This window comes from Nocardia jiangsuensis, assembly GCF_042650385.1.
GTDB lineage: Bacteria > Actinomycetota > Actinomycetes > Mycobacteriales > Mycobacteriaceae > Nocardia > Nocardia jiangsuensis.
In genome coordinates this window covers 47,982-66,269 of record NZ_JBHSAX010000013.1, presented here as the reverse complement: position 1 = coordinate 66,269, position 18,288 = coordinate 47,982, and the positions used below count along the sequence as shown (strand labels likewise).

The 18,288-nt window shown below is 72.5% G+C and carries 19 protein-coding genes; 14 read left to right on the top strand and 5 right to left on the bottom strand.

From position 1 onward, the window contains the following. Positions 1-78: 78 nt before the first annotated feature. Positions 79-774 carry a peptidylprolyl isomerase gene (locus ACFO0B_RS11915; protein WP_378612458.1) on the bottom strand — a complete coding sequence of 232 codons (696 nt, stop codon included), beginning with the start codon at positions 772-774 and terminating at the stop codon, positions 79-81. A gap of 124 nt (positions 775-898) precedes the next feature. Between ACFO0B_RS11915 and ACFO0B_RS11910 the strand changes: the two genes are divergently transcribed. Together ACFO0B_RS11910 and ACFO0B_RS11905 are read left to right on the top strand one after the other, a co-directional pair. Further along, on the top strand, positions 899-1,279 hold the full coding sequence (locus tag ACFO0B_RS11910) for an arsenate reductase family protein (protein WP_378612457.1): 381 nt from the start codon (positions 899-901) through the stop codon (positions 1,277-1,279). A gap of 11 nt (positions 1,280-1,290) precedes the next feature. Beyond that, positions 1,291-1,971, top strand: a complete 681-nt coding sequence (locus tag ACFO0B_RS11905; protein ID WP_378612456.1) for a TIGR00266 family protein — start codon at positions 1,291-1,293, stop codon at positions 1,969-1,971. Here the strand turns inward: ACFO0B_RS11905 and ACFO0B_RS11900 are convergent. The 3 genes from ACFO0B_RS11900 to ACFO0B_RS11890 all read right to left on the bottom strand — a co-directional run bounded on the left by ACFO0B_RS11900 (position 1,955) and on the right by ACFO0B_RS11890 (position 3,674). Continuing rightward, positions 1,955-2,494, bottom strand: a complete 540-nt coding sequence (locus tag ACFO0B_RS11900) for an NUDIX hydrolase (RefSeq protein WP_378612455.1) — start codon at positions 2,492-2,494, stop codon at positions 1,955-1,957. The genes ACFO0B_RS11905 and ACFO0B_RS11900 overlap by 17 nt on opposite strands. After that, positions 2,487-3,281: a membrane protein insertase YidC gene (yidC, locus tag ACFO0B_RS11895; RefSeq protein WP_378612454.1), complete on the bottom strand. Its 795-nt coding sequence runs from the start codon at positions 3,279-3,281 to the stop codon at positions 2,487-2,489. The genes ACFO0B_RS11900 and yidC overlap by 8 nt, the downstream gene beginning before the upstream one ends. An 84-nt stretch (positions 3,282-3,365) precedes the next feature. Beyond that, complete coding sequence (locus ACFO0B_RS11890) at positions 3,366-3,674, bottom strand: DUF6412 domain-containing protein (RefSeq protein ID WP_378612453.1); 309 nt, start codon at positions 3,672-3,674, stop codon at positions 3,366-3,368. 88 nt (positions 3,675-3,762) lie between these two features. Between ACFO0B_RS11890 and dop the strand changes: the two genes are divergently transcribed. The 11 genes from dop to ACFO0B_RS11835 all read left to right on the top strand — a co-directional run bounded on the left by dop (position 3,763) and on the right by ACFO0B_RS11835 (position 15,876). After that, positions 3,763-5,262: a depupylase/deamidase Dop gene (dop, locus tag ACFO0B_RS11885; RefSeq protein ID WP_378612452.1), complete on the top strand. Its 1,500-nt coding sequence runs from the start codon at positions 3,763-3,765 to the stop codon at positions 5,260-5,262. Positions 5,263-5,366: 104 nt separating this feature from the next. Beyond that, positions 5,367-5,561, top strand: a complete 195-nt coding sequence (locus tag ACFO0B_RS11880; RefSeq protein WP_378612451.1) for a ubiquitin-like protein Pup — start codon at positions 5,367-5,369, stop codon at positions 5,559-5,561. Next, complete coding sequence (prcB, locus tag ACFO0B_RS11875; RefSeq protein WP_378612450.1) at positions 5,558-6,475, top strand: proteasome subunit beta; 918 nt, start codon at positions 5,558-5,560, stop codon at positions 6,473-6,475. The genes ACFO0B_RS11880 and prcB overlap by 4 nt, the downstream gene beginning before the upstream one ends. Further along, the gene (gene prcA / locus ACFO0B_RS11870) at positions 6,472-7,242 is read left to right on the top strand and encodes a proteasome subunit alpha (RefSeq protein ID WP_378612449.1); all 771 of its coding nucleotides are present in this window, start codon (positions 6,472-6,474) and stop codon (positions 7,240-7,242) included. The genes prcB and prcA overlap by 4 nt, the downstream gene beginning before the upstream one ends. Positions 7,243-7,517: 275 nt before the next feature. Next, the gene (gene pafA, locus ACFO0B_RS11865) at positions 7,518-8,876 is read left to right on the top strand and encodes a Pup--protein ligase (RefSeq protein ID WP_233018996.1); all 1,359 of its coding nucleotides are present in this window, start codon (positions 7,518-7,520) and stop codon (positions 8,874-8,876) included. A gap of 24 nt (positions 8,877-8,900) precedes the next feature. Continuing rightward, positions 8,901-9,896: a helix-turn-helix transcriptional regulator gene (locus tag ACFO0B_RS11860; RefSeq protein ID WP_378612448.1), complete on the top strand. Its 996-nt coding sequence runs from the start codon at positions 8,901-8,903 to the stop codon at positions 9,894-9,896. After that, positions 9,893-10,873 (top strand): helix-turn-helix transcriptional regulator, encoded by a 981-nt coding sequence (locus tag ACFO0B_RS11855; protein ID WP_378612447.1) that lies wholly within the window; start codon positions 9,893-9,895, stop codon positions 10,871-10,873. Before ACFO0B_RS11860 ends, ACFO0B_RS11855 begins: the two co-directional genes overlap by 4 nt. A 93-nt stretch (positions 10,874-10,966) precedes the next feature. Beyond that, positions 10,967-11,233, top strand: coding sequence for a Sec-independent protein translocase subunit TatA (gene tatA, locus ACFO0B_RS11850; protein ID WP_378612446.1), 267 nt, complete (start codon positions 10,967-10,969; stop codon positions 11,231-11,233). Between the two features lie 188 nt (positions 11,234-11,421). After that, the gene (gene tatC, locus ACFO0B_RS11845; protein ID WP_378612445.1) at positions 11,422-12,375 is read left to right on the top strand and encodes a twin-arginine translocase subunit TatC; all 954 of its coding nucleotides are present in this window, start codon (positions 11,422-11,424) and stop codon (positions 12,373-12,375) included. Positions 12,376-12,378: 3 nt separating this feature from the next. Then, positions 12,379-15,084 carry a DEAD/DEAH box helicase gene (locus ACFO0B_RS11840; protein ID WP_378612444.1) on the top strand — a complete coding sequence of 902 codons (2,706 nt, stop codon included), beginning with the start codon at positions 12,379-12,381 and terminating at the stop codon, positions 15,082-15,084. A gap of 117 nt (positions 15,085-15,201) precedes the next feature. After that, positions 15,202-15,876, top strand: a complete 675-nt coding sequence (locus tag ACFO0B_RS11835) for a DUF4333 domain-containing protein (protein WP_378612443.1) — start codon at positions 15,202-15,204, stop codon at positions 15,874-15,876. A 148-nt stretch (positions 15,877-16,024) separates the two neighbouring features. Here the strand turns inward: ACFO0B_RS11835 and ACFO0B_RS11830 are convergent, their stop codons facing one another. Continuing rightward, the gene (locus ACFO0B_RS11830; protein ID WP_378612442.1) at positions 16,025-16,984 is read right to left on the bottom strand and encodes a 5'-3' exonuclease; all 960 of its coding nucleotides are present in this window, start codon (positions 16,982-16,984) and stop codon (positions 16,025-16,027) included. A 180-nt stretch (positions 16,985-17,164) separates the two neighbouring features. On the opposite strand from ACFO0B_RS11830, the gene ACFO0B_RS11825 reads away from it, so the two are divergent. Continuing rightward, entirely contained in the window at positions 17,165-18,286 is a 1,122-nt protein-coding gene (locus tag ACFO0B_RS11825) for a M24 family metallopeptidase (protein WP_378612441.1), read from the top strand. The last annotated feature ends 2 nt before the right edge of the window (positions 18,287-18,288 follow it).

Below are 18,288 nucleotides of genomic sequence, written 5' to 3'. Positions count from 1 at the left end.
CCCACTGGCGTCGACGGTCGGAAGCGGGGGACGCTGCCGACCCGGCCCCATCACGCGGCCGGGCGCCGGCGGCGCCGATCAGGCCTTGGCGACCGTGACGCTGTCGAGCACCACCGGGACGGCGGGGGCGCCGTCGCCACCACCACCGAGGACGCCGGCCGCGGCGATGCCGTTCAGCAGGTCGAGCCCGGCGGTGACGCGGCCGAACGGGGTGTAGTTCGGCGGCAGCTGGGAGTCGCGGTAGACCAGGAAGAACTGGCTGCCGTTGGTGCCGGGCCCGGCATTCGCCATGGCAACGGTGCCCGCCGGGTAAACGGCGCCTGCCAGATTCTCGTCCGGGAACCGGTAGCCGGGGCCGCCGGTGCCGCTCGCGGTCGGGTCGCCGCACTGCAGCACGAAGATGCCCTCGGTGGTGAGCCGGTGGCAGGCGGTGTGGTCGAAGTACTTCTGCGCGGCGAGGAAGGCGAACGAGTTCACCGTGCGCGGCGCGGCGGCGCCGTTCAGCTCGAGGGTGAGCGGGCCGCAGGTGGTGTTGAGCGTCGCGACATAGGCGGCAGGCTCGACGGTGAGCGGCGGCTCGGCCTGCCACTGCTGGCCGGTCGGGGCCGCGGGGCCGGGCAGCGCGCAGAGCGCGGGGACGGGAATCGCGGTGGCGGGCGCGGCGCTGATGAGCGCGGCCAGCAGCGGCGCGGCCAGCAGGGCGGCGCGGAATCGGGGTCGGCCCGGCGCGGGCCGGGGGGACGCGGGGGAAACGGGCGGCGGAACGCAGCTCACCGGGCGTGCTCGCTTTCGGGGTGTCGCGGGGTCGATCGATGCGGCCCGCATCTTGCCATCCCACCCGGGTCCGGCGCCGTGCTTCGCCGGGACCGGTGCCCGATCGCAGCGGTACGCTGCGGCCATGCCCGCCGCATCCGAGATCTGGCACAATCCGCGCTGCACCAAGAGCCGCGCCGCCACCACCCACCTGGACGGCATCGGCGCCGCGTACACCGTGCGCCGCTACCTGGACGATCCGCCCACCGCGGCCGAGCTGCGTGCGGTGCTGACGCGGCTCGGGAAGGAGCCGTGGGAGATCACCCGCACCGGCGAGGCGGTGGCGAAGGAGCTCGGGCTGAAGGAGTGGCCGCGCACCGAGGCGGAGCGCGAGCGCTGGATCACGGCCCTGGCCGAGCACCCGGTGCTCATCGAACGCCCGATCGTGCTCACCCCGGACGGCGGCGCCGTCGTCGCCAGGACGCCGGAAGCGCTGGCCCGCCTCGGTTCTGCCGCCGGACGGTAGGGTCGCCGACCATGAAGGTACAACTGCGCCACAGCCCCGCCTCCGCCGTCGCACGGTGCTTCCTCGCCGGCGGCGAGCCCATGCGGGTGGAGAGCGGCGCCATGGTCGCGCACTCGGCGGGGGTCGCGCTGCAGGCCAAGGCCGAGGGCGGCATCCTGGCCGGGCTGAAGCGGTCGGTGCTGGCCGGCGAGTCGTTCTTCGTCTCCACCTTCACCGCGCCGCAGCAGGGCGGCTGGGTGGACGTGGCGCCCGCGCTCCCCGGTGACGTGCTGAACCTGCAGATCACCCAGGACCGGCCGTACTTCATCAGCCGCGGCGGCTGGATCGCGAACTCGCACGCGGTGCAGGTGGAGAGCAAGTGGGGCGGCTTCGCGAACCTCTTCGGCGGCGAGGGCGGCTTCGGGCTGCGCGCACACGGCGACGGCGAGGTGGTGGTCGGCGTCTTCGGCGCCATCGACAGCATCGACCTGCAGCCGGGCGAGCCGGTCACCATCGACACCGGGCACGTCGTCGCCTACGACCTGGCGATGAACTTCACCATCCGGCGCGCCGTCTCCGGGCGCTCGATCCAGTCGCTGAAGTCCGGCGAGGGCTTCGTCTTCGACTTCGTCGGGCCGGGCCGGGTGCTGCTGCAGACCCGCAACCCCGGTGCCTTCGCGGCCTGGGCCGGGTCGGTCAGCTCGACGTCCTGAGCAGGTCGTCCACCAGCAGCCTGGTGTCGGGTACGAACGGCCAGGCCGGATCGGCGAGGTGCGCGCGGAGTTCGGCGTCGGTCCACCACCAGCCGTCGGCGATCTCCTCCGGCTGGTGCCGGATCGGGCCGTCCCAGCGCACCAGGTAGGCGAACAGGTGGCAGCGCATCGGCGCGCCCTGCCACCGCCCGTCCCAGGACACCCTGGCCGCGGGGCGCGCCCCGACGCCGCCTGTGAGCACGATGCCGAGCTCCTCGGCCAGCTCCCGCTCGGCGGTCCGGGCCGTGGTCTCGCCCGGCCCGACCACGCCGCCGGCCAGGCAGTCGTGCATCCCGGCGAAGACCAGCTTGCTGTCGGTCCTGCGGTGCACGTAGACCCGGCTGCCGTCGCCGGAGCGCACCAGCACGCCCGCGCTGGCGTGCCACAGCCCCTCCCGGTAGACGGTGGCCCGCTCGGCGCTGCCGGTGACCCGGCCATCGGCGTCGTACACCGCGATCAGCTCGGCTCCCGCTCCATCAGCCACCGATCGAGGGTAGCCCGCGGTAGGCGAGGAACTGCAGCGTCAGCGTGCAGACGGCGTTGGTCGCCAGGTACACCAGCACGACCACCGGAAGCAGCGCCGCACCGGCAAGGGCGGTGCCGGGCAGCACCCACAGGGTGAGCGGCCGCAGCATCGGCAGCGTCGGCCTGCCCGCGCCGCGGCGCAGCGTCATCCGCGCGGTGACGTGTGCCGCGACCGCCGCGAGCAGCGCCAGCGGGACGGCGACCAGCGCGATCGCCTGCGGGGCTCCCGCACCGGCGAGCGCGGCCGAGAGCGGGGCGCCGAACAGGTCGGCCCCGAGGAACGACTGCACGTGGCCGGGGTCGAGCAGATAGTTCGCGGTGGCGGCGTTGAGCTCGGGGCTGAGCGGCTGCGCCGTGCTGCCGAAGGGGAGCGCCGCCGCCGCGGTGCGGTCGAACGAGCGCAGCACGTGGAAGAGGCCGAGGAAGAGCAGCGCCTGCCCGAGCATCGGCAGGAAGCCGCCGAACAGCCGGACGTCGTGCTCGGCATACAGGTTGCGCAGCTCGGCGGATTGCCGCCGCGGGTCGGTGTGCGTGCGGCGGATCTGCTCCACCGCCGGCCGGAGCCGGTCCATGGTGACCGAGCGGCGGGCCTGTCCGCGGACCACCGGGTAGAGCGCCGCGCGCACCGCGATCACCAGCAGTACCACTGCGGCGATCCAGGCGAGTGCGCTGCCGAGCAGGGCGGCGGTGGCGGTGTGGCCTGCCAGGAGCAGGGCGGACACCGGGAAATAGACGAAGTCGAGCATGGGGACACCCCTCACGAACACGTGCGCACGGGCGCACGGGCGGATTTCGGACGACGGCGAGCGCCGAGGGGCCGGGACGACCGCTCAGGCGCGCGCGGCGCCGGGTGCCCGTGGCCGCGGGCGGCCGGGGGTGCCGGGGTTGCTCTGCCGCAGGAAGTCGCCGCGCCTGCGCTGCTGCGCGGCGGGCGGCGGACCGGTGCGCGGGATCGGCGGCAGCGCGCTCCGGTCACCGCGGGTGACCAGCAGCGCCACGACCAGCGCGGCCGCGAGTACCGCCGCGACCTGCATCGCGGCCTGCGGTGCCGGCGAACTCAGCCCGGCGGGCAGGACGAGCATGACCACCGCCGCGAGCGCCGCGAGAATCGCGGGCAGCGCACGGTGGCCGGAGAGCATGCGCACAGTGTACGGCCGCTCGGCGTCCGCATCCGCGCGAAGGACGACCCTTCGGATGACATCGGCGTCGGTCGCCTACGCTCGAAGGATGCAGCGCATCATCGGAATCGAGGTCGAGTACGGCATTTCGACCCCCACCGAGCCGTCGGCCAACCCGATCCTCACCTCCACCCAGGCCGTGCTGGCCTACGCGGCGGCCGAGGGTGTGCCCCGCGCCAAGCGCACGCGCTGGGACTACGAGGTGGAGTCGCCGCTGCGGGACGCGCGCGGTTTCGACCTGAGCCGGATGAGCGGCCCGGCGCCGGTCATCGACGCCGACGAGGTGGGCGCGGCGAACATGATCCTGACCAACGGCGCCCGGCTCTACGTCGACCACGCGCACCCGGAGTTCTCCGCCCCCGAGGTCGTCGACCCGCTGGACGCGGTGATCTGGGACAAGGCGGGGGAGCGGGTGATGGAGGCCGCCGCGCGGCACGCCTCCAGCGTTCCCGGCGCGCCGCGGCTGCAGCTGTACAAGAACAACGTGGACGGCAAGGGGGCCTCCTACGGCACCCACGAGAACTACCTGATGAACCGGGCCACCCCGTTCAACCAGATCATCGTCGGGCTCACCCCGTTTTTCGTCTCCAGGCAGGTGATCACCGGCTCCGGGCGGGTCGGCATCGGCCAGTCCGGCGACCAAGCCGGCTTCCAGCTGTCCCAGCGCTCCGACTACATCGAGGTCGAGGTCGGGCTGGAGACCACGCTCAAGCGCGGCATCATCAACACCCGCGACGAGCCGCACGCGGACGCCGACAAGTACCGGCGGTTGCACGTCATCATCGGCGACGCCAACCTGGCCGAGATGTCCACCTACCTCAAGGTCGGCACGACGGCGCTGGTCCTCGACCTGATCGAGAGCGGTGCCGACCTCTCCGACCTGCAGCTGGCCCGCCCGGTCACCGCCGTGCACACCATCAGCCACGACCCGACGCTGCGCGCCACCGTCGCGCTGCAGGACGGCCGCGAGCTCACCGGCCTCGCGCTGCAGCGGATCTACCTGGACCGGGTCTCGGCCTTCGTCGAGCACACCGGCGACGACGACCCGCGCGTACGCGACATCATCGAGAACTGGGCCATGGTGCTCGACCTGCTGGAGCGCGACCCGATGGAATGCGCCAACCTGCTGGACTGGCCGGCCAAGCTGCGGCTGCTGGAGGGCATGCGCAGCCGCGAGGGGCTGGGCTGGGCCGCGCCCAAGCTGCACCTGATGGACCTGCAGTACTCCGATGTCCGGCTGGACAAGGGGCTGTACAACCGGCTGGTGGCCCGCGGTTCGATGAAGCGCCTGGTCACCGAGCAGCAGGTGCTCGCCGCGATGACCGAGCCGCCGACCGACACCCGCGCCTACTTCCGCGGCGAGTGCCTGCGCCGGTTCGGCGCCGACATCGCCGCCGCGAGCTGGGATTCGGTGATCTTCGACCTGGGCGGCGACTCGCTGGTCCGGATCCCGACGCTGGAGCCGCGCCGGGGCACGAAAGCGCACGTCGGGAAGTTGTTGGACGGCGTCGAGACCGCCGCCGACCTCGTGGAACAGCTCACCACGTAGGTAAAAGGTCCCTGCTGTCGGCGGGGCTGGGTAGTGTTGAGACACGCGCACGCACAGTGCGGAGGCGGCTACGGCCGTGACGAGGAAGAGGGAGGTCGGCTGCCATGGCACAAGAGCAGACCAAGCGCACCGGGGGCGGTGGCGACGACGACGGCCAGGACGGCGCCGAGGCCGCAGGCCAGGAGCGCCGCGAAAAGCTCGCGGAGGAGACCGACGACCTGCTGGACGAGATCGACGACGTGCTCGAGGAGAACGCCGAGGACTTCGTCCGCGCGTACGTGCAGAAGGGCGGCCAGTGACAGCAGGTGACCCGGCGCGGCTCCAGCTCGGATACGCGACCTCCTCGTTCACCGACCACCTGCGCGCGAACGCACCGGAGCTGCTGCCGGGCAACGGCTTCGCCGCGTCCGGCGGTACCACCGGCCACGCCGGTGGTACCGGCGTGTCGGAGCTCGCCCCGCACGGCACCACCATCGTCGCGGTCAGTTTCCGCGGCGGCGTGCTGATCGCGGGCGACCGCCGGGCCACCATGGGCAACCTGCTGGCCAGCCGGGACATGGAGAAGGTGCACATCACCGACTCGTTCTCGGCGGCCGGGATCGCGGGCACCGCGGGGCTCGCGGTGGAGATGCTGCGCATCTTCGCCGTCGAGCTGGAGCACTACGAGAAGCTCGAAGGCGTCTCGCTCACCTTCGACGGCAAGGCCAACAAGCTGTCCAAGATGGTGCGGGAGAATCTGCCCGCCGCCATGCAGGGGCTCGCGGTGGTGCCGATGCTGGTCGGCTTCGACCAGTACGCCACCGACGCGGACCGGGCGGGCCGCATCGTCTCCTACGACGTCGTCGGCGGGCGCAGCGACGAGCGCTTCGGCTACGCCGCCGTCGGCTCCGGCTCCACCTTCGCCAAGTCGTCGCTGAAGAAGCTGTACGCCAAGGGCATCGACCAGTCCCGCGCGCTGCGGATCGCGGTGGAGGCGCTCTTCGACGCCGCCGACGACGACACCGCCACCGGCGGGCCCGATCTGATCCGCGGGATCTTCCCGACCGCGGTCGTGATCGACGCCGACGGCGCCGCCGAGGTGACCGAGGAACGCCTGCTCGAGATCACCAGGGCGATCGTCGCCGCGCGGGAGGCCGCCGAGGCGGTCGCCGGCCGGGCCGCGATCGAGGACGGGGCCGGCCGCGCTGCCGGGGAAGGGAGTTCCGGGGCATGACCTTGCCGTACTACGCCTCCGCCGAACAGATCGTCCGGGACAAGACCGAGCTGGCACGCAAGGGCATCGCCCGCGGGCGCAGCGTCATCGTGCTGGTCTACGACAAGGGCGTGCTGTTCGTCGCGGAGAACCCCTCCGCCACGCTGCACAAGGTGAGCGAGCTGTACGACCGGATCGGCTTCGCGGCCGTCGGGCGGTACAACGAGTTCGAGAATCTGCGCCGCGCCGGCATCCTGCAGGCCGACGTGCGCGGGTACCAGTACGACCGGCGCGACGTCACCGGCCGGGCGCTGGCCAATGCCTACGCCCAGGCGCTCGGCACCATCTTCACCGATCAGCTCAAGCCGTACGAGGTCGAGCTGTGCGTGGCCGAGGTCGGCTATCCGGAGCAGCACCCGCAGTCGGTGCTCTACCGGGTCACCTTCGACGGCTCGATCGTCGACGAGCGCGAGTTCGTCGTGATGGGCGGCACCACCGAGCCGATCGTCAGCGCGCTCAAGGAGTCCTACCGGGCCGGGCTCGACCTGGCCGCCGCGGTCCGGGTCGCGGTGAACGCGCTGCAGGGCGGGCAGCCGGAGGGCGCCGACAAGGAGAAGCGGGTGCTCGGCGTCAGCTCGCTCGAGGTCGCCAACCTGGAGCAGGCGCGGCCGCGCCGCACCTTCCGCCGGATCGCCGACGCCGCGCTGCAGGAACTGCTCTCCGCCACCGCGGAATCCACCGCCGACGGTGACGAGAAGCCCACCGAGGGCAACGGCTCACCCTCCTGACCGCTGGGGGACGCACCGCGCGGTGCGTCCCCTCGCGGGCGGTGGCCCGGGTCGCCGGGCGGGGCGATCGGCCACGCCCGGAGGTGAGTCGAGCAGGCCCGTCAGGGGCGTGCCGGGCGCGGCCCCGCGATCATTTCCGCACCGGAAATTTTTCGTGTCCGGACCGCCCGGGGCCGTTCTTTACCCGGCCCGACCGGGCATCGTTGCGAGAACGTAGGCAACGGGCTTCCGCCGACAGCCCCGCCACCGGCACGAAGAGCTGTAATGTCGATGGAGTGCAGCGACGAATCATGGGGATCGAGACCGAGTTCGGTGTCACGTGCACCTTCCACGGTCACCGTCGGCTGTCCCCCGACGAAGTGGCCCGGTACCTGTTCCGCCGGGTGGTTTCCTGGGGCCGGAGTTCCAATGTGTTCCTCCGCAACGGCGCCCGGCTGTATCTCGACGTCGGGTCACACCCGGAGTACGCCACCGCCGAGTGCGACAGCCTCGCCCAGCTGGTGACGCACGACCGGGCAGGCGAACGGGTGCTGGAGGACCTGCTCATCGACGCCGAGCAGCGGCTCGCCGAGGAGGGCATCGGCGGTGACATCTACCTGTTCAAGAACAACACCGACTCCGCGGGAAACTCCTACGGCTGCCACGAGAACTTCCTCGTCGTCCGCGCGGGCGAGTTCTCCCGGATCTCCGACGTGCTGCTCCCGTTCCTGGTCACCAGGCAGCTGATCTGCGGCGCCGGCAAGGTGCTGCAGACGCCGAAGGCGGCCACCTTCTGCCTGTCGCAGCGCGCCGAGCACATCTGGGAGGGCGTCTCCTCGGCGACCACCCGCTCGCGCCCGATCATCAACACCCGCGACGAGCCGCACGCCGACGCGGAGAAGTACCGCCGGCTGCACGTCATCGTCGGCGACTCCAACATGGCCGAGACCTCGACGATGCTCAAGGTCGGCACCGCGTCCCTGGTCCTGGAGATGATCGAGGCAGGCGTCTCCTTCCGTGATTTCGCCCTGGACAATCCGATCCGCGCCATCCGCGAGGTCAGCCACGACCTGACCGGTCGCCGCCCGGTGCGGCTGGCAGGCGGCAGGCAGGCCAGCGCGCTCGAGATCCAGCGCGAGTACTACGCCCGCGCCGTCGAGCACCTGCGCAACCGCGACCGCGACCCGCAGGTCGACCAGGTGGTCGACCTGTGGGGGCGCACCCTGGACGCGGTGGAGGCGCAGGATTTCGCCAAGGTCGACACCGAGATCGACTGGGTGATCAAGCGCAAGCTCTTCCAGCGCTACCAGGACCGCTACAGCATGGAGCTCTCCGATCCCAAGATCGCCCAGCTGGACCTCGCCTACCACGACATCAAGCGCGGCCGCGGCGTCTTCGACCTGCTGCAGCGCAAGGGGCTGGCCAAGCGGGTCACCGAGGACGAGGCGGTGGACGCCGCGGTGGAGACTCCGCCGCAGACCACGAGGGCCAAGCTGCGCGGCGATTTCATCACCGCCGCCCAGGAGGCGGGACGGGACTTCACCGTCGACTGGGTGCACCTCAAGCTGAACGACCAGGCGCAGCGCACCGTGCTGTGCAAGGATCCGTTCCGCTCGGTGGACGAGCGCGTGGATCGGCTCATCGCATCCATGTGACGGCCGTCCATTACCCTCTATCGGGTGGCGATATCCAAGGTCGAACGGCTGATGAATCTGGTCATCGCGCTGCTGTCGACCAGGCAGTTCCTCACCGCCGAGCGGATCAGGACCAGCGTCGCCGGGTACGAGGACTCGGCCAGCGACGACGCGTTCAGCCGGATGTTCGAGCGGGACAAGAACGAACTGCGCGATCTCGGCATCCCGCTGGAGGTCGGGCCGGTCGGCCGATTCACCTCGGTGGAGGGGTACCGGATCAACCGGGACGCCTACGAGCTCCCGGAGATCGACCTCACCAGTGAGGAGGCGGCGGCGGTCGCGGTCGCCGTGCAGATGTGGGAGTCACCGGAGCTGGCCGCCGCGGCGGAGGGCGCGCTGCTCAAATTGCGCGCCGCCGGTGTGCACGTGGAGACCGACGCCGCCATCGCCTCGGTGCCCGCCGTCCCGGCGCGCACCCGCGGGTCGGAGCCGGTGCTGAACAAGCTGCTGGCCGCGGTGGACGCCGGGCGCGCGGTGCGCTTCGAGCACCGGGCCCGGTTCAACGCCCCCTACCTCATGCGCGACGTCGAGCCGTGGGGCGTCGTCACCCACCGGGGCCGCTGGTACCTGGTCGGGCACGACCGCGACCGGGACGCCGTGCGCACCTTCCGGCTCTCCCGGATCGGCGACGACATCACCGCGTACGGCCCGGAGAACACCGTGCGCAGACCGGACGGGGTCGACCTGCGCGAGGTGGTCGGCCGGGTCACCGAGGATTCCCCCGTGGTCGGCACCGCCACCGTCTGGGTGGCCGACGGCCGCGGCCGCGAGCTGCGCAGGCGCGGCACCGTCACCGGGACGAAGGAGCTCGCAGGCCGTAAGGGCGAGGTGGTGGAGCTGCCGGTGCGCTCCCTGGGCTGGCTCGTCGGGCTGATCACCGGGCTCGGTGCGGACGCGCTGGTCATCGGGCCGGAGGAGCTGCGCACCGATGTGGTCGCGCGGCTCCGCTCGGTCCTCGACCGCACCGAGGTGGCGCTGTGACCAGCAGGCTCTCCGTGCGGCTCGCCCGGCTGCTGAACATGGTGCCGTACCTGATCGCCAACCCGGGGATCAGCGCGGCCGAGGCCGCCGCCGACCTCGGCGTCACCACCAAGCAGCTGATGAGCGATCTGAACCAGCTCTGGATGTGCGGGCTGCCCGGCTACGGCCCCGGCGACCTGATCGACCTCTCCTTCTCCGAGGAGAGCATCGAGGTCACCTTCTCCGCCGGTATGGACCGCCCGCTGCGGCTGACCTCGACCGAGGCGACGGCGCTGCTGGTGGCGCTGCGCTCGATCGTGGACATGCCGGGCATGGTCGATCCGAGCGCCGCCTACGCCGCCATCGCCAAGCTGGAGGCGGCGATCACCGGCGCCGCGCCGGCGCCGTCGGTGCTGCCCGGCGCCGAGCCGCCGGTGGAGCCGCCCGAGGTGGCCACCGTGCGCGCCGCGCTGGCCGACGGGCGGGCGCTGCGGCTGGTCTACTACTCGGCCAGCCGGGACGAGGTGGCCGAGCGGGTGGTGGACCCGATCCGGATCGTGCTGGTGGACGACAACAGCTACCTGCAGGCCTGGTGCAGGCAGGCCGAGGGGGTGCGGCTGTTCCGGTTCGACCGGATCGAGGGCGCCACCGAGCTCGACGAACCCGCGGCGCCGCCGCGCGACGCCACCGACCGGGCCGCCGGGCTCGACCTCTTCCAGGACGATCCGTCGGTGCCGCTGGCCCGGCTGCTGATCCGCGCCGAGCACGCCTGGGTGCTCGACCAGTACCCGATGCACCGGGTGCGCACGAACCCGGACGGCGGGCTGGAGGCCACCATGCGCTTCGCCACCCTGGACTGGATGGCGCGGCTGCTGCTCGGCTTCGGCTCCGGGGTGACCGCGCTCGGGCCGCCGGAACTGGTCGCGGCGGTGCGCGACCGCTCGACCGCCGCGCTGGCCGCGTACGCCGAGGCCGGGCTGACCGAGTCCGGCATCTGATGGCGGTCGCCCGCAAATGCTGACCGCAACACGCGGTCCCGCCTATCCGGGTCCGGTAGCATCGGACCTACCACAGCTTCGGGAGGTAGAACAATGGGCAGTCTGAGCATTTGGCACTGGCTGATCATCGCCGCGCTCTTCGTGATGTTCTTCGGCGCGAAGCGGCTGCCGGATGCCGCCCGCGGCCTCGGCCGCTCGCTGCGCATCTTCAAGAGCGAGGTCAGCCAGATGCAGAACGAGAGCGGGAGCCAGCAGGCGGCGCCGCAGCAGCAGGCCGCCGAGCCGACGCAGCAGCTGCCCGCCGCGGCGCCGCAGCCGGCGCCGGTCACCGAGCCGACGACGCAGACCAAGTCGCTCTGACGAGGCCGGCCCGCCGCTCCGCGGGGCCGGAAGCGGTCCGGTCGGCGGCCGGGCCAGCGCGCCGCGGCGCCGGACGGCACGCCGGGCGCGGACGCCGGTCGTTCGCCACCGTCACCACGCACCACTCCGCATCCACGACGCAGCCGGCAGGTGCCGCGCCGCGCGGCTAGCCAGGGGCCTCACCGATCATGCGAATCCCGTTCGATCCGCGGCGCAGCCGGCGCCGGACGAACCCCGACGGCACCATGTCGTTGGTCGAGCACCTCCACGAACTGCGCAGCCGCATGCTCAAGGCGATCGCGGCCGTCGCCTTGGGCACCGTCATCGGCTTCCTCTGGTACTCGCACTCCTTCTTCGGGCTGGAGAGCCTGGGCGAGCTGCTGCGCGGCCCCTACTGCTCGCTGCCGCCGGAGGCGCGCGCCGCGCTGACCACGGACGGCGCCTGCCGGCTCCTCGCCACCGGTCCGTTCGAGCAGTTCATGCTGCGGCTCAAGGTGGGCATGACCGCGGGCATCGTGCTCTCGGCGCCGTTCTGGCTGTACCAGATCTGGGCGTTCATCACCCCGGGGCTGTACGCCAAGGAGCGGCGCTACGCGGTGAGCTTCGTCGTCATCGGCACCCTGCTCTTCGTGACCGGCGCGGTGCTGGCCTACGTCGTCGTCGCGCACGCCCTGAGCTTCCTGCTCACCATCGGCGACAATGTGCAGATCACCGCGCTGAGCGGTTCGCAGTACTTCGGCTTCATCATCCAGCTGCTGGTGATCTTCGGCGTGAGCTTCGAGTTCCCGCTGCTGATCATCGGGCTGAATCTGGTCGGCGTGCTCAGCTACGTCAAGCTCAAGGCCTGGCGGCGCGGCATTGTCTTCGGGCTCTTCGTCTTCGCCGCCATCGTCACCCCGCAGGACCCGTTCTCCATGCTGGCGCTCGCCCTCGCGCTGACGGTGCTCTTCGAGGTCGCGGTGCAGATCTCCCGGTTCAACGACGGCCGGAAGGCCCGCCGCGACAGCGCGGATGGCCTCGGCGCGCTCGACGACGAGGAGGCCTCCTCCATCGATGGGCCGTCCGGCGTCGACGCCGCGGCCCCGGTCACGAAGGCCGGAAAAACTCCGCGCTCGGTGTCGGACTACTCCGATACGCTCTGAGGAGTGACACACGACCGGTCGCTGACGGGCGAATTGGCACGCTTCGCCGCCCGCCTCTCCTTCGCGCTCGACCCCTTCCAGCGGGATGCCTGCGCCGCCCTCGAGGCGGGGCACGGCGTGCTGGTCTGCGCGCCCACCGGCGCGGGCAAGACCGTGGTCGGCGAGTTCGCCGTCCACCTCGCGCTCGCCTCCGGCGGCAAGTGCTTCTACACCACGCCGATCAAGGCGCTCTCCAACCAGAAGTTCGCCGACCTGGTGGAGCGGCACGGCCGCGAGAGCGTCGGGCTGCTCACCGGTGACCAGTCGGTGAACCCGACCGCCCCGGTGCTGGTGATGACCACCGAGGTGCTGCGCAACATGCTCTACGCCTCCTCGGACACGCTCCGCGCGCTGTCGTATGTGGTCATGGACGAGGTGCACTACCTGGCCGACCGGTTCCGCGGCGCGGTGTGGGAGGAGGTCATCCTGCACCTGCCCCAGGAGGTCAGGCTGGTCAGCCTCTCGGCGACGGTCAGCAACGCCGAGGAGTTCGGCGCCTGGATGGAGACGGTGCGCGGCGACACCGCCGTCGTCGTCGACGAGAACCGGCCGGTGCCGCTCTGGCAGCACGTGATGGTCGGGCGCAGGCTCTTCGACCTCTTCGACACCTCGTCCAGCGAGCAGAAGATCATCGTGGACGAGGATCTGGTGCGCTACATCCGGCAGCGGGAGAGCGCGGACCGGATGAACAACTGGGGCGGCCCGCGCGGCCGCGGCGGCGGGCCGCGCCGCGACTTCCGCCCGCTGCCGCGCCCCGAGGTGCTGGCCCAGCTGGACGAGGAGGGGCTGCTCCCGGCGATCACCTTCATCTTCAGCCGGGCCGGCTGCGACGGCGCGCTGGCGCAGTGCGTGCGCTCCCGGCTCGACCTCGGCCGCCAGGACGAGCTGGCGGAGGTCGACCGGATCATCGAGCGGCACACCGGCGACCTGCCGCGCGGCGATCTGGAGGTGCTCGGGTACTGGGAGTGGCGCGAGGCGCTGCACCGCGGGCTCGCCGCGCACCACGCGGGCATGCTGCCCGCGTTCCGGCACACCGTGGAGGAGCTGTTCGTGCGCGGCCTGGTCCGCGCGGTCTTCGCCACCGAGACGCTGGCGCTCGGCATCAACATGCCCGCCCGCACCGTGGTGCTCGAGCGGCTGGTCAAGTTCAACGGCGAGAGCCATGCCGAGCTCACCCCCGGCGAGTACACCCAGCTCACCGGCCGGGCCGGGCGGCGCGGCATCGACGTCGAGGGGCACGCCGTGGTGCTCTGGCAGCCGCAGGTCGACGCCAGCGCGGTGGCCGGGCTCGCCTCCACCCGTACCTACCCGCTGCGCAGCTCCTTCCGGCCCGGCTACAACATGTCGATCAACCTGATCGACCGGATGGGCGCGGCCGAATCGCGCGAGCTGCTGGAGCGGTCGTTCGCGCAGTTCCAGGCCGACCGCTCGGTGGTCGGGCTGGTGCGCGGCATCGAGCGCAACCAGGGGCAGCTCGCCAAGCTGCGCGACCAGCTCGGCGGCGCGGGCGGCGGCGTGCTCGAGTACATCGCGCTGCGCGAGCGGATCGCGCAGCGTGAGCGGCAGCTCAACCAGCAGCGCAGGGCCGATCGCCGGGGCGCCGCCGCGGACGCGCTCGTCGCGCTGCAGCGGGGCGACGTGGTGGCGATTCCCGCCGGGCGCAGGGCCGGGCTCGCGGTGATCCTGGAGCCGGACGCCACCCCGGGCGATCCGCGCCCGCTGGTGCTCACCGAGGACAAGTGGGCGGGGCGGATCTCGGTCGCCGACTTCCCGAGCCCCGCCGAGGCGCTCGGCCGGATGCGGCTGCCGCGCCGGGTCGACCACCGCACCGCGCGGGCCCGCCGGGATCTGGCGTCGGCGCTGCGCAGCACCGGCATCGCCGCGCCCGGCCGGGGCAGGCGCACCGGCAACCGGGCCGATGCCGCCGACGACCGCGAGCTCGCCACCCTGCGCCGCACGCTGCGCGCGCACCCGGCGCACCACCGCCCCGACCGCGAGCAGCTGTGCCGGGTGGGGGAGCGGTACAGCCGGCTCGAGCGGGAGACCGAGTCCATGCGGCAGCAGGTCGCCGCCACCACGAACTCGCTGGCCCGCACCTTCGACCGGATCGTCGGTTTGCTGGCCGAACGCGGGTACGTCGCCGACGGCGAGGTCACCGCGGACGGCAGGCGGCTGGCCCGGATCTACACCGAGAGCGATCTGCTGGTCTCGGAGTGCCTGCGGCAGGGCATCTGGCGCGGGCTCGGCCCGGCCGAGCTGGCCGCGGTGGTCTCCGCGCTGGTGTACGAATCGCGCCAGGAGGTCGGGCTGATCGGGGCGGCCGGGCCGACCCAGCCGATCCGGCGGGCGCTGAACGCCACGCTCGCGGTCTGGACCGCGCTGCGCGCGGACGAGGCGGCGCACCGGCTCGCCCCCACCCGCGAACCGGACCCCGGTTTCGTCGGCACCGTCTACCTGTGGGCGCGCGGCGACGGCCTGGCCGATGCGTTGCTGGCCGGTGGCGAGCAGAGCTCGCCGCTCTCCGCCGGTGATTTCGTGCGCTGGTGCAGGCAGGTGATCGATCTGCTCGACCAGATCCACGGCACCGCCGACGACGTCGAGCTGGCGGCGACCGCCGCCAAGGCGGTGCGGGCCATCCGGCGGGGTGTCGTCGCCGTGGACGCCGCGTGACCGAACCGTGTGTGATTTGATTTCCTCGCGTACCGACCGTGTACGCAGCCGTCGCCATGCGACGGGTCGCGCACGGGGGGCTACCGTGTGTACAACGATGCGAGTGGAGGCAAACCGATGAGCGGCCCGTACGGACCGAGCGGCCCCGATCAGGGACGCAACGATCCCACCCAGCAGTGGGGTGGACAGCAACCGGTGAGCGGCGCGCAGCCGACGCAGCAGTGGACCGGTCAGCCTCCCTCGCAGGCCCAGCCGACCCAGCAGTGGGGCGGGGGTGACCAGTCGCAGCAGCCGCAGCAGCAGTGGGGCCAGTCGCAGCCGCAGTGGGGGCAGCAGCCGCAGCAGTCCCAGCCGCAGTGGGGCCAGCAGCAGCCGCAGCAATCGCAGCCGTGGGGGCAGCAGCCGCAGCCGGGGCAGCCCCAGCAGCAGTGGGGTCAGCCGCAGCAGCAGTGGGGGCAGCCCCAGCAGCCGCAGCAGGGTGGCAAGGGCAAGGGGCTGCTGATCGGGCTGATCGTCGGCGGGCTCGTCGTCGTCGGGCTGATCGTGGCGCTCGTCCTCGCCGTCACCGCGACCGACAAACTGGACCAGGCGGCCGTGCAGGACGGCGTCGAGAAGGTGCTCGGCGATTCGTACGGCATCTCCGATGTCGGCTCGGTCTCCTGCCCCTCCGGGCAGAAGGTCGAGGTGGACGCGGTCTTCCAGTGCACCGTCGACATCAGCGGTGAGCAGAAGACGGTCCAGGTGAAGATCACCAGGGACGACGGCACCTACGAGGTCGGTCGACCCAGCTGAGACCGGTCCCGGCGGATTCCGCCGGGAGGTCCGGGCGGCGCCGACGAGGGGCGTCGCCCGGTTTGTCGTGTCTCGCACCGGAGCCGAGCGGACGGGCCGGTTCGCCGAGGCCAGGGCCTGCGGGCGGGTCAGCCCCGGTTGCCGCGGGTCAGCCCGCGTGCGCGGCGGCGATGGCCTTGATGAGTCGCTCGATCGGGCTCTCCGCGTTGTACTTCGCGGCGAGTTCGCGCAGCCGCTCCGGATCAGCCGGCTCGGCGGGGAGGGCATCGTCCTTGGAGAGCGCGACGTCGGCGTCGCGGACCACCCGTACCACCGGGGCCGCGGCGGTCAGGTAGTCGGCGGCGGCGCGGAGTTTCGCGCGGACCCCCGCGGCCAGGTCGGCCGCCGGATCCTCGACCGCGGCGCGCAGCGCCTCCAGCGAGCCGAAGCGCTGGATGAGCGTGGCAGCCGACTTGTCGCCGATCCCGGCGACGCCGGGCAGCCCGTCCGAGGCGTCGCCGCGCAGCGTCGCCATATCCGCGTAGGCCGGGCCCGCGTTCGGCACCGGCACCCCGTACTTCGCCGCGACCTCGGCGGGCCCGAACAGCTCCGCCTTGGCCAGCCCGCGCCCGGCGTAGAGCACCCGGACCCGCGGCTCCGGCTCGTCGCGCACCAGCTGCAGCAGGTCGCGGTCGCCGCTCACGACCACCACCGGGTCGGTGCGCTCCCGATCGGCGAGGGTGCCGAGCACGTCGTCGGCCTCCAGGCCTTCGGCGCCGCCGGTGGCGATCCCGGCCGCGGCCAGTACCTCCAGGATCATCTCCACCTGCGGGGTCAGCTTGTCCGGCACCGCCTCGGTGCCCGGCGCCGCGGCGGTGTCCAGCCGGTGCGCCTTGTAGCTGGGCACCAGCTCGACCCGGTAGGCCGGACGCCAGTCCAGGTCGAGCGCGACCACCAGCCGGCGCGGGGTGTGCTTGGTGACCAGCGAGGCCACCATGTCGGTGAAGCCGCGCACCGCGTTCACCGAGCGGCCGTCCGGCGCGGTCAGCTTGTCCGGGATGGCGTGGAACGCGCGGAACCACAGGCTCGCGCCGTCGAGCAGCAGCAGGGGCCGATCGGGATCGCTCACGGGCCGAAGGGTACCCGGCATCCCCGACACCGGGACGTGACGCCGCGCGGGCTGGTCGCCCCGGCGTACCACGCGCGCCCGCACCGGGGGCGACGGCCGAGTAGGGCCGCGCGCCGCCATTCGGCGCTCGCACGGCGGGCGTTGCACGCGGGGCGGCCGGGTGCCGGGTACGGTCGTTCCATGAGCGAGGAGACGCGGTTCGCGGCAGATGTCTACGGCGACCGGCTCGAGCGGGCGGTCGCGGCCATGCGCGCCGCGCACCTGGACGCCCTGCTGGTCACCCCCGGCCCCGACCTGCGGTACCTGCTCGGGTCGGCGGCACAGTCGTTCGAGCGGCTCACCTGCCTGGTGATCAATGCCGACGGCGCCACCCCCTCGGTCGTGGTGCCCAAGCTGGAGCTGGCCTCACTGCAGGGATCCGCGGTCTCGGATCTCGGGCTGCGCGTGCTCGACTGGGTGGACGGCACCGATCCGTACAAGCTGGTCCGCTCCGCGCTGCACGCCGGGTCACGGGTCGCGGTGGCCGACGCCATGCCCGCGCTGCACCTGATCCCGCTCGCCGAGTCGTTCTCCGGGCTGCCGGTCTCGGCCACCCCGGTGCTGCGCGAACTGCGGATGATCAAGGACGAGGCGGAGATCGAGGCGCTGCGCCGGGCCGGCGCCGCCATCGACCGGGTGCACGCCAGGATGGGCGACTTCCTCATGGCGGGCCGCACCGAGGCGCAGGTCGCCGCCGATATCGACCGTGCCATCCAGGAGGAGGGGCACACCGAGGCCGCCTTCATCATCGTCGGCAGCGGCCCGCACGGCGCCGACCCGCACCACGAGGTCTCCAACCGGGTGATCCAGCGCGGCGACGTGGTGGTCATCGATATCGGCGGGCCGGTGGAGCCCGGCTACTACTCCGACAGCACCCGCACCTACGTGCTCGGTGAGCCGCGGGGCGAGGTCGCGAAGCGGATCGCGGAGCTGGAGCGCGCGCAGGCGGCCGCGGTCGCCGCGGTGCGGCCGGGGGTGACCGCCGAAGCGGTGGACGCCGCCGCGCGGGCCCCGCTGACCGACGCCGGGTTCGGCGATGCCTTCGTGCACCGCACCGGGCACGGGATCGGGCTCTCGGTGCACGAGGAGCCCTACATCGTGGCGGGCAACGACCTCGAGTTGCGCGCGGGGATGGCGTTCAGTGTGGAGCCGGGGATCTACTTCCCCGGGGAGTGGGGCGCCCGGATCGAGGACATCGTCGTGGTGACAGAGGACGGGTGCGAGTCGGTGAACCAGCAGCCGCACGGGCTGACTGTGCTCTGAGC

What these genes read in the sequence shown, in the direction of transcription:
- yidC (WP_378612454.1), bottom strand. Translation starts at nt 3,281, where the DNA reads ATGCTCGACTTCGTCTATTTCCCGGTGTCCGCCCTGCTCCTGGCAGGC.
- dop (WP_378612452.1), top strand. Translation starts at nt 3,763, where the DNA reads ATGCAGCGCATCATCGGAATCGAGGTCGAGTACGGCATTTCGACCCCC.
- ACFO0B_RS11835 (WP_378612443.1), top strand. Translation starts at nt 15,202, where the DNA reads ATGAGCGGCCCGTACGGACCGAGCGGCCCCGATCAGGGACGCAACGAT.
- ACFO0B_RS11825 (WP_378612441.1), top strand. Translation starts at nt 17,165, where the DNA reads ATGAGCGAGGAGACGCGGTTCGCGGCAGATGTCTACGGCGACCGGCTC.
- ACFO0B_RS11880 (WP_378612451.1), top strand. Translation starts at nt 5,367, where the DNA reads ATGGCACAAGAGCAGACCAAGCGCACCGGGGGCGGTGGCGACGACGAC.
- ACFO0B_RS11905 (WP_378612456.1), top strand. Translation starts at nt 1,291, where the DNA reads ATGAAGGTACAACTGCGCCACAGCCCCGCCTCCGCCGTCGCACGGTGC.
- ACFO0B_RS11890 (WP_378612453.1), bottom strand. Translation starts at nt 3,674, where the DNA reads ATGCTCTCCGGCCACCGTGCGCTGCCCGCGATTCTCGCGGCGCTCGCG.
- ACFO0B_RS11910 (WP_378612457.1), top strand. Translation starts at nt 899, where the DNA reads ATGCCCGCCGCATCCGAGATCTGGCACAATCCGCGCTGCACCAAGAGC.
- tatC (WP_378612445.1), top strand. Translation starts at nt 11,422, where the DNA reads ATGCGAATCCCGTTCGATCCGCGGCGCAGCCGGCGCCGGACGAACCCC.
- prcA (WP_378612449.1), top strand. Translation starts at nt 6,472, where the DNA reads ATGACCTTGCCGTACTACGCCTCCGCCGAACAGATCGTCCGGGACAAG.
- tatA (WP_378612446.1), top strand. Translation starts at nt 10,967, where the DNA reads ATGGGCAGTCTGAGCATTTGGCACTGGCTGATCATCGCCGCGCTCTTC.